Origin of the sequence: Mesorhizobium abyssinicae, assembly GCF_049887195.1 — a bacterium.
Taxonomy (GTDB): domain Bacteria; phylum Pseudomonadota; class Alphaproteobacteria; order Rhizobiales; family Rhizobiaceae; genus Mesorhizobium; species Mesorhizobium abyssinicae.
In genome coordinates this window covers 1-16,450 of sequence record NZ_JARAKC010000001.1, presented here as the reverse complement: position 1 = coordinate 16,450, position 16,450 = coordinate 1, and the positions used below count along the sequence as shown (strand labels likewise).

Sequence of the window (16,450 nt, the reverse complement as noted above, 5' to 3'; positions counted from 1 at the left end):
GCGTGATTGTCCGGCGCCGTATGTGAAATGCCTCGCATAGGCGGGGGCAATTTCGTGTTTGTTTGCTTGGGGATGCGGGGCTTTCCTTAAAACGGAAGATGCCAGCCGAATCGGGGATCGAGGCGCATCGTCCATCACATGCTTTGTCAACCTGCCGCTTCTATGGCAGGGTATCGGCTGGCTGATTTCGGGAGCACGTTCGATGGAACAGCGCCGGTCATCGCAGGGCTTCAAGCGCAAGGAACTGGTCGCCAAGCTCAATGCCACGGGGGTGCGTGCCTTCAAGGCCGCGGCCGACACGGCCAAGCTGCGCGGCAATCCCTATGTCGAACTCGTCCATTTCATTCAGCAACTGGTGCTGTCGGAGCGCTCGGACGTACAGATGATTGTGGCCGATGCCGGGCTGGACGCCAGCCGGCTGACGGCGGACATGACCCGCGCCATCGACAAGCTGCCCTACGGCGCCACCTCGGTTGAGGAATTCTCCGACCACATCTTCCACGCCATCCAGGAAGGCTGGAACCTGGCGACACTGGAGTTCGGCGTGGAAGAGGTGCGCAGCTCCCATATCCTGCTTGCCTGCCTGAAGACGCCGGTGCTGGAGGGGCTGGTCTCGAAGATCAGCGCCGAATTCGACCGGATCGATGCGGACGGCGTCATTTCCCGCTTCGCCGATGTCATGGAAGGTTCGCTGGAGGCCGGCACTGCCCCGGCCACCCCAGCCACGGAGACGCCGATGAAACGCGGCCCCGGCGGGGATTCGGCGCTGGCGAAATATGCCACCGACCTGACCCAGCGCGCCCATGACGGCAAGATCGATCCGGTCGTCGGCCGCGATTCCGAGATCCGGCAGATCGTCGACATCCTGATGCGACGCCGGCAGAACAACCCGATCCTGACCGGCGAGGCCGGGGTCGGCAAGACCGCGGTGGTCGAGGGTTTTGCGCTCCGCATTGCCCAGGGCGACGTGCCGCCAACGCTGCAGAATGTCAGCGTGCGCATGCTCGACGTCGGGCTGATGCAGGCCGGTGCCAGCGTCAAGGGCGAGTTCGAGAAGCGGCTGAAGGCGGTGATCGACGAGGTCCAGGCCTCCGAGACGCCGATCATCCTGTTCATCGACGAGGCGCACACGCTGATCGGCGCCGGCGGTGCCGCCGGAACCGGCGATGCCGCAAACCTCTTGAAGCCTGCCCTGGCACGCGGCGAGCTTCGCACCATCGCGGCCACGACCTGGGCCGAATACAAGCAGCATATCGAGAAAGATCCGGCGCTGACCCGTCGCTTCCAGGTGGTCAAGATCGATGAGCCGTCGGAAGTCGTGGCCGTGCTGATGCTGCGTGGCGTCGCCGGCGTCCTGGAACAGCACCACAAGGTGCAGATCCTGGACGAGGCGATCGAGGCGGCGGTTGCCTTGTCGCATCGCTACATTCCGGCGCGGCAACTGCCGGACAAGGCGGTCAGCCTGCTCGACACCGCCTGCGCCCGCGTCGCCGTTTCGCAGCATGCCACGCCGGCCGAGGTCGAGGACATATTGCGTCGCCGCCAGGCGCTCGAAGTCGAGCGCGGCATCATCGGCCGCGAGGCGGCTATCGGCATCGAGGTGGCCGACCGGCAGGCCAGGGTCGAGGCCGGCCTGGCCGAAACCGAAGCCGCTTTGTCCGCCGCCCAGGCACGCTGGGACCGGGAAAAGGCGCTGGTGGCCGAGATCCTCGAGCTGCGCGCACGGTTGCGCGGCGAGGGCGTGCCGCTCGATCCGGTGGACGCCGAGGGCGCTGCCGGCGACGAAACGGCTGCCGCGACGAGAGCAGAGGCGCCCGAGAAGAAGGCAACCGAGGCCACGGCGTCGGAGGCGAAAGCGGCGGAAACCAAGACCTCGAAGGCGAAGGCCGCGAAAACGAAGGCAGCCAAGGTCGAGGCGCCCGTTGCCGAGGTCGTCGCCTCGCCACCGGATTCCGCCGCCGACCTGGCACGACTGCGCGAATTGATGGCGGAACTTGCCGCGGCGCAGGGCGAGACGCCGCTGATCCTGCCATCCGTCGACCGCAACGCGGTCGCCACCGTGGTGCAGGACTGGACCGGCATCCCGACAGGACGGATGCTGTCCAGCCAGACCGAGAAGGCGCTCAAGCTCGCCGCCACGCTTGCCGAACGCGTGGTCGGCCAGGATCACGCGATGGAGATGATCGCCAGACGCGTGCAGACCAGCCGCGCCGGGCTCGGCGCGCCGGAAAAGCCGGTGGGCGTGTTCCTGCTCTGCGGTCCCTCGGGCGTCGGGAAGACCGAAACCGCGCTGGCGCTCGCCGAGACGCTCTATGGCGGCGAACAGAACCTCATTTCCATCAACATGTCCGAATTCCAGGAAGCGCATACGGTCTCCACCCTGAAGGGCGCTCCTCCCGGCTATGTCGGTTACGGCAAGGGCGGCATCCTGACCGAGGCGGTGCGCCGGAAACCCTATTCGGTGATCCTGCTCGACGAAGTCGAGAAGGCGCATCCGGACGTGCACGAGATCTTCTTCCAGGTCTTCGACAAGGGGATGATGGACGACAGCGAGGGCCGGCGGATCGATTTCAAGAACTCGCTGATCCTGCTCACCTCGAATGTCGGCTCCGAGGTCATCATGGACCGTACGAAGAACGGCACCGTGCGGACCGGGATCGATGATCTCGATACCGCGTTGCGCGGCCCGCTGCTCAAAGTCTTTCCGGCGGCCTTCCTCGGTCGTGTCGTGACCATACCCTACTACCCGCTCTCGGACTCGATGATCGAGGCGATCGCCCGGCACCAGTTCGGCAAGATCGCGCGCCGGCTGCGGGCGACCAACGATGCCGAGCTGGTGATCGGCGAGGGCGTCATGGATCTGGTCAAGGCGCGCTGCACCGAGATCGAATCCGGCGGACGGATGATCGACGCCATCCTGACCAACACGCTGCTGCCGGAACTGAGCCGTGGCGTCCTGAACCGTTCGCTGGAAGGCGCCAAGATGACGAAAGTGACCGTCGGCGCTTCCGCGGACGGGTTCACCTACTCGTTCGAATAGTCACACCAACGCGCCTGCGGGGCGGCCATCGCCCCCGGTCTGGACGTGACCGGCAAGGCCCTGCTCACCGGCCCGGTCTGGACGGATCCGGAGGCGTTGCTTTGGCGCGGCCATCGGTGAGGGCGAAGGCGGATGACAGCACGTCGAATTGCGCCACTTCCCGCATGCAATCTCTAACCGGCGCTAGCCTCGCCAAGATGCGCGGAAGTCCGTCGAGAGCGTATTGACAACGCCCCGCTGATATGAACATTTGACTTTGTGAGAATAACGATGTTCATGCAGAGGCAAGTGACGTCGGCTGAAATCGGGGGAGTTGGGAGGGCCCAGTCACATGTCTGTTCGTGTTGTTTCGAGATTGCACCGGCGTGGACCGATTTCCGCGCGGCCCGGGCAAGATATGGCGTGATTGGTTGAATCAATGCAGGGTCCGCAACGGCCCTGTCCGCGAAGCTAGCATCGTCGTCGGCCCGCAACGGTGCATGATTTTTCTGGCGGGCGTTTGGGAGGATCTGCAATGCCTATTGGAAGTAGGAAGGATGTATCGCGTCGGTCGTTTCTGATGTCGACGGCGGCGGTTGGCGCCTCAGCTGTGGCGGCCGGCGGCGTGTCGCTGTTCAATGTGCGGCGCAGCTTCGCGCAGGAAGCCGCGAACCCCGCCGACATTCTCGCCAAGATCAACGTCGGCGGCTACGTCAAGAAGGAATACCGCGATCTCTACAAGCTCGCCGATGGCGATGAGCTCTGGGATCCGGCGAAGGACTGGATCCGCACCGTCGACTGGGAGAAGGTGCGCAGCGAATTCTCCGGCAAGACGGTCAAGTTCGCCATCGGCGCCGCCGACATGGAGTCGGCCGCGGACGGGCTGAAACCTTTCGAGCAGCTTTCGGGCATGAAGGTCGAGCTGGTGCCGATCCCGGACGATTCGATGTACGACAAGGTGCTGGCCGAGTTCATCTCCGGCAACGCCAGCTTCGACGCGCTGCAGTTCTTCTCGCCGTGGCTCGGCGACTTCGCCGGCCCGGGCTTCCTTGCCAAGCTCGACGACTATGCCGCGAAGTGGAAGCTGCCGCTCGACGACTTCTACGACACCTATCGCCTGAACTACGGCTATTTCGGCGACCAGGGCCTGTACGGCATCCCGTTCGACTGCGACATCCAGATGGTGCATGTGCGTCCGTCGCTCCTGAGGAAGGTGACGGGCAAGGATGCCGACACCAAGCTGACCGTGCCGACCTATGACGAGATGATCCGGCTTTCGGCGGAGCTCAACAAGGTTGAGAAGGGCGTTGCCGGCGTCGGCCTGATGGGTGCCCGCGGCTTCTGGTCCACCTACACCTGGGAGCACATCGCCGCACAGCACGGCGTCGATTTGTTCAACGATTCCTGGGAGCCGGTCTTCAACAGCGATGCCGGCGTCAAGGCGCTGGAAACCATCCTGGCGCTGCAGGCGTCTTCGGCGGAAGGCGTGGCCGGATGGGGCTGGGGCGAGAACCGCGCCGCCTGGCTCGGCGGCCAGCTCGCCATGAACATCTCCTGGCAGGATTCCGGCACCCAGGCGACACGGCCGGACCAGAGCCGCATCGTCGGCGACGTGCTCACCATCTATGAGCCGCGCGTGCAGATCGAAGGCGCCCGTTTCGCGCCGCCGAACATTGCCGGATCGACCTCCTGCGTGACGGCCACGTCGCAGAACCCGGAGGGCGCCTTCCTGATGCTCGCCTTCCTGACCACAGCATCGATCATGGCGATGAACGAGGCCAACGCCAATGGCGTCGCGCCGGGCTACAAGTCGGTGCTGAAGAACGATAAGCTGCGGTCGGTTTCCCAGCCCGCCGCGGTCTGGGCGGACTCGCTGGACTATGCCTGGTGCGCGCCACGCATTCCCGGCATGTTCGAGATGGAACAGGCGCTCGGAAACGAGATCAACAAGGCGATCGTCGGCCAGGCGAAGCCGAAGGAGGCGCTGGATGCCGGTGCCAAGGCATGGAAGGAGATCATGACCAAGAATGGCTTCTTCTCGGACAAGGAACCCTTCAAATACGCCGCCGTGGCTCCGGCGACCTGGGCCGGCAAGGGAAAGACCCCGCCGGTCTGACGATTGAACGATGCTGGCTTGCCGACTGGTCCAGGGAGACTTCACGTAATGCAGGACTCCGCGGTCCAGAACAGTACAGGATGGGCGGCCAAGGCCGCTCATCCCGGCGTCAGGCTCCGACCCCGGAGCCGGTGGCGCCGCAAGGCCTTTCCCTATCTTCTGGTGGCGCCCTCGGTGATCTTCCTGCTGGGGATCACGCTCTATCCCGGCATCTATGCGATCTATCAGGGCTTCTTCCACGTCCGCTTCAACAACTGGACCTTCGCGGGCTTCGACAACTACAGCAAGCTGCTGTCGGATCCCGAATTCTGGCAGGCGCTGTGGAACACCTTCGTCATGGGCGCGATCGCGCTCGCGCTCGAATGCACGATCGCCATCAGCATCGCGGCCTTCGCCTATCGCGATCCCTGGGTGCGGTCGTGGCGCATCATCTTCCTGATGCCGATGCTGTTCATGCCTTCGGCCGTCGCCTTCATCTGGAAGCTTGCCTTCAACGACGGCCGCGTCGTCAGCGACCTGTTGATGCGGCTGGGGCTGATCGATGGCAACCTGGATTTCCTGGGTTCGGTCTGGCTTGCCCGGCTGACGCTGATCGTCGCCGACGTCTGGCAGTGGACGCCCTTCCTGTTCATCATCTTCGTCGCCGCGCTGCAGGGCCAGGACGCCGAGATGGAGGAGGCGGCGCGGCTGGACGGAGCCAAATGGCGGCAGATCTTCTGGAACATCTCGCTGCCGCTGATGATGCCGATCGTCGTCGTCGCGCTGATCCTGCGCGCCATCGACATCATCACGATGTTCGCCTCGGTCTTCATCATCACCGGCGGGACGCCCGGCGGCGCCACCGAGACGATCAGCTATTTCATCTATCGCATCGGCTTCAAGACCTTCAACTTCGGCTACGCCTCGGCCGTCTCGGTGGTGATGCTGGCAATGACCGTCATCGTCGCGCAGCTGTTCGTGAAACGCTTCTTCCGCTCGGGACGGGAATAGCCATGGCCGCCAAAGCGAAATCCTCCGAAAGGCTGCTGCTGCGCTACCTGGTGCTTGGCGCTTGGGCGGTGTTCTGCCTGGCGCCGATCCTGTGGTTCCTGTCGATCGGACTGCGGCCGAGGACCGAAATCATCGCCGCCCAGCCGATCTATTGGCCGAGCTTCTCGCTCGATGCCTGGGACATGATCTGGACCGACTGGCCGATGGGCAACTATCTGCGCAATTCGGTCGTGGCGGTCGGCGGCAGCGTCGTTGTCGATCTTCTGCTCGCGATCCCGGCCGCCTATTCGCTCGCCCGCTACAACTACCGGTTCCGCGAGGACATAGGCTTCTACATCCTGTCGACCCGCATGATGGCGCCGGCGATCGTCGCCATCCCGATCTTCTTCCTGTTCCGCCAGCTTGGCCTGCTCGACACGGTCTGGGCGCTGATGCTGGTCTATGCGGCGATCAACCTGTCGCTGGTGACCTGGATCATCCGCTCCTACATGCTCGACATTCCGCATGAGATCGAGGATGCGGCCCGCACCGATGGCGCGTCCGACCTGCGCATCCTGGTGTCGATCATCGTGCCGATGTGCCTGCCGGGCATCATCACCGCGGCGGTGATCGCCGTCATCTTCGCAGTCAACGAGTTCCTCTTCACCCTGCTGATCGCGTCGACCAAAAACGCCTACACGCTGTCCGTGGCGCTGGCCAATTTCACCGGCGGGTCCGACGGCATCATCTACAACGCGATCGCGCTTGTCGCCTTCCTCGCCTTCGTGCCGATCATGCTTCTGGTCGTGCTGATCCAGAAGCACCTGTCGCGAGGCCTGACCATGGGCGCGGTCAAGGGCTGAGATTTCGCGCCGGCCCAAAGGGCTCCGGCGCGGCCAAAGAAAGAACCGGAAAGACGAACATGGCTCAGATTCAGCTCAAGAAGGTCACCAAGGGGTGGGGATCGGTCGTCGGCGTGGACAATGTCGACCTCGATATCCGCGACGAGGAGTTCATGGTCTTCCTCGGGCCGTCGGGGTGCGGCAAGACCACGACGATGCGCATGATCGCCGGCCTCAACGATTTGAGCTCGGGCGAAATCTGGATCGACGGCGAACTGGTCAACGAGTTCGATCCGCGCGACCGCGATGTGGCGATGGTGTTCCAGAGCTACGCGCTCTATCCGAACATGACCGTCTACGAGAACATCCGCTTTCCGCTCAGGATGCGCGGCATCCCGAAGGCCGAGCATGACGTACGGGTGCGCCGGGCGGCCGACATGGTCGAGCTCGGAGCCTACCTCGACCGCAAGCCGGGCGCGCTGTCGGGCGGACAGCGGCAGCGCGCGGCCCTTGCCCGCGCCATTGTCCGGCAGCCGCGCGTGTTCCTGATGGACGAGCCGCTGTCCAATCTCGACGCCAAGCTGCGCAATGCGATGCGGGTGCAGCTGAAGCATGTCCAGCGCCAGCTGAAGATCACCACCATCTACGTCACCCACGACCAGGTCGAGGCGATGACGCTCGCCGACAGGATCGTCATCATGGACAAGGGGCGCATCCAGCAGCTCGGAACGCCCGACGAGATCTATAGCAATCCCAACAACACCTTCGTCGCCAGCTTCATCGGCTCGCCGCCCATGAACCTGATCAAGGGCGAGGTGCGCGGCAAGCGGTTTTCCGCTCCGGGGGTCGAGGTCGCCGGCATCAACCTGCCGGACAGCCGGGCCGTCATTCTCGGCGTGCGGCCCGAGGACGCGAAAGTGGCGACCGGCACGGCCGCTCATCTCAAGGGGCAGCTCTACGGGCTCGAGCCGACCGGCGACCAGACCTTCCTTTCGGTTCGCACCGATGCGATGGTCGTCGAGGTGAAGGCGGACCGGGATTTCCGGCAGCCGCTCGACACCTCGATCGCCATTGAGCTCGACCCCGAGCGGCTTTATTTCTTCGACGCGGAATCGGGCCAGCGCATCCGCCTCAACTGACGGGAATCACCGTGCTCTACGACTACGCCTCAATCGGCTTCTTCACCTTCGATTGCCTCGGGCGGCCGGTGCGCCGCATTCCGGGTCCGACCGAATTCGATTTCCTCGAGGAGATCACCATCGCCGTTTCCGGCGCCGCCGGGGCGGCGGCGATCGTGGCGGCGAAATACGGAATGAAGGTGCTCGGCGTCGGCGGCGTCGGCGCCGACGACATGGGCGACTGGGTGCTTGGCCGGCTCAACCGCTACGGCGTCGACACCAGCATGATGCAGCGCATCGACGGTGTCGGCACCTCGTCGAGCATCGTCGCGGTCCAGGACAACGGCCAGCGGCCGGCCATGCACATGAAGGGCGCGACCGGCTTCTTCGAAGTCACGCCGGACCAGTTCGACCGGGTGCTCGATGCGTCGTTCGTGCATGTCGGCGGCGCGGGCCTGATGGATCGCATGGATGGCGAGCCGACCGTCGACCTCCTGGCGCGCGCCAAAAAGCGCGGCTGCGTGACCACGCTCGACGTCGCTTCCGCGAGGCATGAGGACATGCCGATGATCGCAAGGCTGTTGCCGCATGTCGACTATTTCCTGCCCTCGGTCGAGGAGGCGCGGCTGCTGTCCGGTCTCACCGACACGCAGGACGTGGCGCGCTTCATGCTCGATCGCGGCGTGGGCTGCTGCATCCTGACGCTTGGCGAACACGGCGCCTACTATCACCATGCCGACGGCACGCGCTTCCATATCCCGGCCTTCGAGGTCGATGTGATCTGCACCTGCGGCTGCGGCGATGCCTTCAACGCCGGCTTCGCGGCGGGCCTGCATCGCGGGCTCGACGCGGAAAGCGCGGTCACGCTGGCGCAGGCGACCTCGGCGCTGAACGCAACCGGGCTCGGCAGCCAGGCCGGAGTGGTGTCGTTCGAGCACACGATGGACTTCGCGCGGCGCACGAGGAAAAAGACCAACACGCTCGCCGCCTGAGGCGCGGCTCGGGCGCCGGCCGTGCCGTCCGGCGCTCTATGCCTTCTTCCGCGATCCGTTCAGCCGCGTCTTTTCGATCATGCTCGCCGCGGTGACCTCGTCGGTGATGAAAACCGTCGGGTTGACCAGTTTCATCGCCCCGATCAGGGCGCCCACTTTCTCCGGCCCGCCGGATGCGAGCAGCCGGATCGGCGCCCGGCGCAGCCGGTCGAGGCCGACCGACATGACGCGGTCGTTGATCTCGTGATCGATGAGGTTGCCGCGCTCGTCGAAGAAGTGGAACAAAAGGTCGCCTATCGCGCCGGCCGCAACCAGCGAGTCGTGCTGGGCATCGGTCAGGTAGCCGACCTGGTACGAGGTGGCGGTCGACGTGGTTCCGCCGACGCTGAGAAGCACGGCGTCAAGATCCTCGGCCATTTCGAAGATGGTGTTGAGGCCGCAGCGCTCGATCAGGGTGCGCTTCGTCTCGACGCTGTCGACGATCGCCGGGGCCGGCACCAGGAAGCCCTCGCCCTGGAAGAGCTCGGCCAGCTGCCAGGCGAACTCGGCCGGATTGAAGCGGCGCGCCTGGATGATGCCGCCCAGCAGCGAGTAGACGCGGAAGCCGGTGAGCGACTGGCCCTTGATGAAGGGCAAGGTGTTGTAGAGGGTCCGTCCCCAGCCGACGCCGACGCGCATGTTCGATGTCGCGATCTGCGAGATATAGTCGCCCGCCGCGGCGCTGATGACGGGCACCGGATCGGCTTGCGGGCCGGACAGCGGCGCCACGATCGCCTTCTGGATGTCGAACAGTTCCTCGAGGCCGCGCTCCAGCTCGGTCGTGTCGGCGACCTTGGCGTTGATCGTGATCTTGATTTCGTTGCGGGCGCGGGCATCGGCCAGAAGCCTGACGACGGTCACCCGGCCGACATTGAGGATGGCCGCGATTTCGCTCTGGGTGAGCTGCTCGACATAGTACATCCAGGCGGTCCGGATGCGGACGCGGTCGGCCTGACTCGAGCCGCGGACATTCTCGCCAAACGGCATCTCGGGATCTTTCGAGCCCCGTTTCCTCTGGCGCATGGTCCCCTTGGCTCCCGTCATTCCAGCCCACCTGTCACAGCCGGAACACAGGATGCGCGGATGACGATGTCATAGCTTTGCAGCCCATAATTGTCTATCTTTGCAAGGAGTAGCGATTGGCAGTCAAAGGGACCGAGGTGATGGCGCCGTTTTTGCCGGAGGAACTGCGGACCAAGGTGAAGGAGCGCTTGCGCGACGCCCGGTTCGTGGCGCGCGAAATGCGTGCGACCACCCGCAAGGGGCAGGACGACCAGTCGCCGGAACGGAGCGACCGCGCCGCCGGCCCGCCCGGGCTGGTGACGGCGATCGCCGACTTCTCCGACAGCGCGCTTTCGGCATTGGAATCTGTCGCCATTGGGCTGCTCTCTTCCGACCCCAAGGCGCATTTCGGCAGCGCGTCCGCCTATCCGCTTGGCCGTTACTTCGATACCCAGAATGCGACCTCCCAGGCGCTGTTCGCGCGCGACTGCTATTTCGCCGCCAAGCAGATCCTGTTGGCGAAAGGGGTCGCCAATCCGCGGCTGAGCGAGGAACTGTTCGGCGAAGCCCATCGCCTCGCGGCCAGAACCGAGCAGCCGGCCCCGGCCGGCCGATCGAAAGGCGCCGACGATGCCTCGCTCGACGACATTGCCCTGCAGGCGGCCGCCATGGCCCATGCCATTCTTCGCGCCCGTCCGGTCGAGTCGCCGCGATACATCGATGACGCGGCCAGCGGCCGGATGCTGGACACGGGCATATATGTCGCGGCGGCACTCGCCTTGGCCACCGCCGTCGCCAGCTATAGCGCCGACGTCACGGCGGATGACGATATCTATGCGGGCGTCTGCGCTGCGGTCGACGCGCGCTACGTGCTGTTCAGCAAGGCGCTGGCAAGCCAGGATCGGCCTGGAGACCTGGCGCGGGTCTTTGCCGATCTGATCCCGCATCTTCCGTAGCGGGTCGTTCGCGAGAGGTTGTCGCGAAATTGGCGGAGATGAACCTTTGCATTTTTTGTGCAACAGATGTACATGTTGATGCCCTGTCGCGGTTGGGTATCGCGGGCGCCTCAGTTGGAACTGGACAATGGATCTGACACCCAAGGACAAATTGTCCTCGATACCCGACCTGCGGCACCGGCTCCGCCAATTGCGGTGGTTTTCCAAGGCCTTCCGGAACAATGCGGAACTGGTGAAGGAGCACTTTGGCTTCTCTTACCGGATCGACGACAAGCTGTTGAACCAGGTCTTCTTCGACTGGCTGGCGGCGATCGACCAGCAGGACGATTCGGCAGCGATCGACCGGGCCGACTACATCGTCTTCGTCGCGGGGCTAGCCCTGCGCGAGCTGATCCGGACCAAGCCGGCGGTCATGGTTTCGGATGCCGGGACGAGCGAGGCGGATGACAAGGCCACGCTCGAGATCGCGCGGTTCTGGCCGGAAGGCTTTCTCTATACGAATTTCTGCGTCTGCGGCATTGCCGCGGTCCAGGAACAGGAGTTCGGGCAATCCCGCGATCTCGAAAAGGCCGCCTCCGATCTGCGCGTCTGGTGGTCCTATCGGGAAAACGCCGAGGAGGATCCGAACATGTCGATCGCCTTCCTCGACCAGTTCGTCGGCCTGGAACCGAACTGGCTCTTCCCGGCGATGGCGCAGGAGAGGGCGGCGATCAAGAAGGCGCTCGCCGCTCCCCGCGAAACGGCGCTCGACCGCCTGCCTCCGGCAGCGACGAGATAGGCTGCGGCGCGCCGAGTCCGTTCTTGCGTTTTCCGCTGCGTCGGTCTGTCGGCGCTCCGGTCCAGGGAGCAGGTTCAGCCCAATCGGCCTACGCGCCGGGCTTGTCGCCCTACGGCCCGGCGATGCGTTCGGGCAGCCACGTCCGCGCGATTCGATCTGATTTTTCAGGCGAGGGCAACCGGTCCTCGGGCCGGAAAGCAGCAATGCCCTCGCGAGGTGCGTGACCTCTCATCCGGCCGGCAATTCCTGCTGCGGATTTTGCCGCAAAGATTTGTACATTCGTCTTGATATGGAGACAGATGTTCAGTATTTGTCAGACCGGAGGCAAGACGCCCCTGGGAGGATATAGCAATGACCATCAACGTCGCGCCGACCGGCCTTGCGCGCGATCTTTCCGAGCGGGCGAAGTCCGGCAAGCCGATCCGCATCGGGCTGATCGGTTCCGGCGAGATGGGCACCGACATCGTGACCAGGGTCGCCCACATGACCGGCATCGAGATCGGCGCGATCTCGGAACTCAACCTTCCGGCGGCGGCCAAGGCGGTCGAAATCGCCTTTCAGGAGAGCGGCCATTCGCGCGAGGTCTCAAGCGTCGCGGCGATGAGCACGGCGATCGAGGCCGGCAAGGTCGCGATCGCCGGCGATGCCGACCTCGTCATCAACAACGAGCTGATCGATGTGGTGATCGACGCCACCGGCGTTCCGGCGGTCGGCGCCGAATACGGCCTGCGGGCGATGGAGCACGGCAAGCATCTGGTGATGATGAATGTCGAGGCGGACGTGACCATCGGCGCCTATCTGAAGAGCGAGGCCGACAGGCTGGGCGTCACCTATTCGCTCGGCGCCGGCGACGAGCCGTCCTCCTGCATGGAACTGATCGAGTTCGTTTCGGCGATGGGGCATCCGATCGTCGCCGCCGGCAAAGGCAAGAACAACCCGCTCAACATCGACGCCGTCCCGCATGACTATGCCGAGGAGGCCGCGCGCCGCCACATGAATGTTCGCATGCTGGTGGAATTCGTCGACGGCTCCAAGACGATGGTCGAGATGGCGGCGATCGCCAATGCCACCGGACTGGTGCCCGACAGGCCCGGCATGCACGGGCCCGCTGCGACGCTTGGCGAATTGTCGAAGGTGCTGGTGCCGCAGAAGGATGGCGGCGTGCTGTCGAAGGTCGGCGTCGTCGACTATTCGATCGGCAAGGGCGTCGCGCCGGGTGTCTTCGTCGTCGCCGACATGTCGCATCCGCGCATCTCGGAGCGCATGGAGGACCTGAAGATGGGCAAGGGCCCATATTTCACCTTTCATCGTCCCTATCACCTGACCTCGCTCGAAGTGCCGCTGACCTGCGCGCGCGTCGTCCTCTACGGCAAGGCCGACATGGTGCCGCTGGCAAAGCCGGTGGCGGAGGTCTGCGCGGTCGCCAAGAAGGACATGCAGCCGGGTGAACGGCTCGATGCGATCGGCGAATATTGCTACCGCGCCTGGATCATGACCGCGCCGGAGGCGAAGGCGGCCGGAGCCGTTCCCTGCGGCCTGCTGCAAGGCGCCTCGGTGAGTGCGCCGATCAGGAAGGGCGATCTCATCACCTATGCCAATGCGGCGCCCGCGCCGGGTTCAAGGATCGCGGAGCTCAGGGCACGACAGGACCAGCTGGTCTACGGGAGGGCATGACGATGGCCAGGAAAGCCGTGCTGGAAAAGGCCGCGCCCACCAATCTGCCCTTTGCCTACCGGCACTACGACGCCGGCCAGCTCAGGGAAGTGCTGCGCAAGATGTACCTCATCCGCCGCTTCGAGGAGGGCGCTGAGGACTGTTACATGCGCGGCCTGATCCACGGCACCATGCACCTGTCGATCGGGCAGGAAGCAAGCGCGATGGGCATCTGCATGCCGCTTGCCGAGGATGACCAGATCACCTCGACCCATCGCGGCCACGGCCACTGCATCGCCAAGGGCGCCGAGGTCAAAAAGATGTTCGCGGAGTTCTTCGGCAAGACCACCGGCTACTGCAAAGGGCGCGGCGGCTCGATGCACATCGCCGATGTCGCCAAGGGCAATCTCGGCGCCAACGGCATCGTCGCCGGCGGCATCCCGATCGCGGTCGGCGCGGCGCTTTCGGCCAAGCGGCTGAAGACCGGCAAGGTGGTGGTCTCGTTCTTCGGCGACGGCGCCAACAATGAGGGCGCCTTCCACGAGGCGCTGAACATGGCGTCGATCTGGAAGCTGCCGGTGGTGTTCGTCTGCGAGAACAATGGCTACGGCATGTCGACATCGACCGCCCGCTCGACCGCTGTCAGGAACATCGCCGACAGGGCGGCGGCCTATTCGATGCCCGGCGTCATCGTCAACGGCAACAGCTTCACCGAAGTCGCGGAGGCCGCGCATGCCGCCATCGAGCGCGCCCGGACAGGCGAGGGACCGACGCTGATCGAGTCCAAGACCTACCGCTATCGCGGCCACTCAAAGAGCGACCGCAACCGCTACCGCAGCAAGGAGGAGATCGAGGACTGGATGTCGAACCGCGATCCGATCACGCTGTTCGAGGCGGAACTGAAGGAATTCGGCATCATCGACGACAGGGGCATCGAAGCGGTGCGCGAAGCTGTCAGACAAGAGATCACCGAGGCCATCGAATTCGCCAAGGCGAGCCCCGCTCCGGACATCGGCGATCTTCAGAACTACGTCTATACGGAGCTGGCGTGATGGATGCCGAGGTGCGCGAACTGAGCTATGCGCAGGCGATCCAGGAGGCGATGGCGATCGCCATGGAGGCCGACGAGCGCGTCCTGCTGATGGGCGAGGACATCGGCGTTTATGGCGGCGCCTTCCAGGTGACGGGCGATCTGGTCGAGCGTTTCGGTGTCGACCGGGTGATGGACACGCCGATCTCCGAACTCGGCGGCGCCGGCGTCGCCGTCGGCGCGGCGATGACCGGCTTGCGGCCGATCTTCGAATTCCAGTTTTCCGATTTCGCCACGCTTGCTCTGGAGCAGATCGTCAACCAGGCGGCCAAGATGCGCTTCATGCTGGGCGGCGAGGTCTCGGTGCCGGTGGTGATGCGTTTTCCCGCCGGCTCGGGCACCGGCGCGGCCGCGCAGCACAGCCAGAGCCTGGAAGCCTGGCTCGGCCATGTGCCGGGGCTGAAGGTGATCCAGCCGGCAACGCCGCACGACGCCAAGGGCATGCTGCTGGCGGCGGTCGCCGATCCGGATCCGGTGATGATCTTCGAGCACAAGCTGCTCTACAAGATGAAGGGGCCGGTGCCCGAGGGGCACTACACGGTGCCGATCGGCAAGGCGGATGTCCGGCGCGAGGGAAGCGACCTGACCATCGTGGCAACCTCGATCATGGTGCACAAGTCACTGGAGGCCGCGCAAGCGCTGCAAGCCGAGGGCATCGACATCGAGGTGATCGACCTCAGGACCGTGCGGCCGATGGATAAGCGCACCATCATCGAAAGCGTCAAGAAGACCTCGCGGTTGCTTTGCGTCTACGAGGCAGTGAAGACGCTGGGCGTCGGCGCCGAGGTCAGCGCCATGATCGCCGAGAGCGAAGCCTTCGACTTCCTCGATGCGCCGATCGTGCGGCTGGGCGGCGCCGAGATACCGATCCCCTACAATCCCGACCTGGAAAGGGCGACGGTTCCGCAAGTGCCCGACATTGTCGCGGCGGCGCGCGATCTGGTCAGGGGAGCGCGCTAGCCGATGCCCGTCGAAGTCATCCTTCCCAAGGTCGACATGGACATGACGACCGGCCAGATCTCGCGCTGGTTTGTCAGCGAGGGTTCCGTCGTCAAGCAGGGCGACGTCCTGTTCGAGATCGAGACCGACAAGGCGGCGATGGAAATCGATGCGCCGGCGAGCGGCATTCTGCTTGATGTCACCGGCAAGGAGGGCGTCGACATTCCGGTCGGCGCGCCTGTTGCCTGGATTTATGCTGACGGCGAGGCTTATGGGGCTGATGCTGTGGCGAAGCAGGATGAGGCTCCAATCGTGGGGGAGATGTCGGCGATGCCGACAGAGGGGGGCGCTGTCCCGCCAGCATCTCATTCTGTCGCGCCCCCCTCTGGCCTGCTGGCCATCTCCCCCACGAGGGGGGAGATCAGCCAATCGCCGGGGGGCGCACGTGCAACGCCGCTGGCCCGTCGTCTCGCTCGTGAGGCGGGCATCGTGCTTTCCAATATTGCTGGAACCGGCCCGTACGGCCGTGTGGTGAAGGCGGATATCGACGCGGCGATCGCCAACGCCACCCCAAGGGTCGCTCCGGAGGCTCCCGCAGTTGCATCCGCCGCAGCGCCGAAGCCGATGTCGGACGACCAGGTGCTGAAGCTGTTTGCCGAAGGCTCCTACGAACTCGTGCCGCACGACAATATGCGCAAGACCATCGCGCGCCGCCTGGTCGAGGCCAAGTCAACCATCCCGCATTTCTACCTGACGCTCGACTGCGAGCTAGACGCGCTGTTGGCGCTGCGCACGCAGCTCAATGCCGCCGCACCGGTGAAGAAGACCGAGAAGGGCGAGGTTCCCGCCTACAAGCTCTCGGTCAACGACATGGTGATCAAGGCGATGGCGATGGCGCTGATGGCGGTGCCGGATGCCAATGCCTCGTGGACCGACA

The 16,450-nt window shown here is 64.7% G+C and carries 13 protein-coding genes; 12 read left to right on the top strand and 1 reads right to left on the bottom strand.

The window, feature by feature from the left end:
- Positions 1–202: 202 nt before the first annotated feature.
- From PU724_RS00065 to PU724_RS00040, 6 genes are all read left to right on the top strand, one after another.
- Positions 203–3,040: a type VI secretion system ATPase TssH gene (locus PU724_RS00065; protein WP_354419020.1), complete on the top strand. Its 2,838-nt coding sequence runs from the start codon at positions 203–205 to the stop codon at positions 3,038–3,040.
- A gap of 559 nt (positions 3,041–3,599) precedes the next feature.
- The gene (locus tag PU724_RS00060; RefSeq protein WP_354419018.1) at positions 3,600–5,135 is read left to right on the top strand and encodes an ABC transporter substrate-binding protein; all 1,536 of its coding nucleotides are present in this window, start codon (positions 3,600–3,602) and stop codon (positions 5,133–5,135) included.
- A gap of 48 nt (positions 5,136–5,183) precedes the next feature.
- Positions 5,184–6,125 (top strand): carbohydrate ABC transporter permease, encoded by a 942-nt coding sequence (locus PU724_RS00055; RefSeq protein WP_245493322.1) that lies wholly within the window; start codon positions 5,184–5,186, stop codon positions 6,123–6,125.
- 2 nt (positions 6,126–6,127) lie between these two features.
- Positions 6,128–6,967, top strand: a complete 840-nt coding sequence (locus tag PU724_RS00050) for a carbohydrate ABC transporter permease (protein ID WP_354419015.1) — start codon at positions 6,128–6,130, stop codon at positions 6,965–6,967.
- Positions 6,968–7,026: 59 nt separating this feature from the next.
- Complete coding sequence (locus tag PU724_RS00045; protein WP_354419013.1) at positions 7,027–8,085, top strand: ABC transporter ATP-binding protein; 1,059 nt, start codon at positions 7,027–7,029, stop codon at positions 8,083–8,085.
- An 11-nt stretch (positions 8,086–8,096) separates the two neighbouring features.
- A complete protein-coding gene (locus tag PU724_RS00040) occupies positions 8,097–9,056 on the top strand; it encodes a carbohydrate kinase family protein (RefSeq protein ID WP_354419011.1) in 960 nt (319 codons plus the stop codon).
- Positions 9,057–9,092: 36 nt separating this feature from the next.
- On the opposite strand, the gene PU724_RS00035 is transcribed toward PU724_RS00040, so the two are convergent.
- Complete coding sequence (locus tag PU724_RS00035) at positions 9,093–10,118, bottom strand: sugar-binding transcriptional regulator (protein ID WP_127284107.1); 1,026 nt, start codon at positions 10,116–10,118, stop codon at positions 9,093–9,095.
- Between the two features lie 116 nt (positions 10,119–10,234).
- On the opposite strand from PU724_RS00035, the gene PU724_RS00030 reads away from it, so the two are divergent.
- The 6 genes from PU724_RS00030 to PU724_RS00005 form a co-directional block, all read left to right on the top strand.
- On the top strand, positions 10,235–11,053 hold the full coding sequence (locus PU724_RS00030) for a hypothetical protein (RefSeq protein ID WP_354419008.1): 819 nt from the start codon (positions 10,235–10,237) through the stop codon (positions 11,051–11,053).
- A 127-nt stretch (positions 11,054–11,180) separates the two neighbouring features.
- Positions 11,181–11,831 carry a hypothetical protein gene (locus PU724_RS00025; RefSeq protein WP_127284105.1) on the top strand — a complete coding sequence of 217 codons (651 nt, stop codon included), beginning with the start codon at positions 11,181–11,183 and terminating at the stop codon, positions 11,829–11,831.
- 351 nt (positions 11,832–12,182) lie between these two features.
- Entirely contained in the window at positions 12,183–13,505 is a 1,323-nt protein-coding gene (locus PU724_RS00020; RefSeq protein WP_354419006.1) for an NAD(P)H-dependent oxidoreductase, read from the top strand.
- Complete coding sequence (locus tag PU724_RS00015; RefSeq protein WP_292104410.1) at positions 13,502–14,536, top strand: thiamine pyrophosphate-dependent dehydrogenase E1 component subunit alpha; 1,035 nt, start codon at positions 13,502–13,504, stop codon at positions 14,534–14,536. The genes PU724_RS00020 and PU724_RS00015 overlap by 4 nt, the downstream gene beginning before the upstream one ends.
- On the top strand, positions 14,536–15,534 hold the full coding sequence (locus PU724_RS00010; protein ID WP_292104452.1) for an alpha-ketoacid dehydrogenase subunit beta: 999 nt from the start codon (positions 14,536–14,538) through the stop codon (positions 15,532–15,534). The genes PU724_RS00015 and PU724_RS00010 overlap by 1 nt, the downstream gene beginning before the upstream one ends.
- 3 nt (positions 15,535–15,537) lie before the next feature.
- A partial coding sequence (locus PU724_RS00005) for a 2-oxo acid dehydrogenase subunit E2 (RefSeq protein WP_426212970.1) occupies positions 15,538–16,450 on the top strand: 913 nt, incomplete at its 3' end.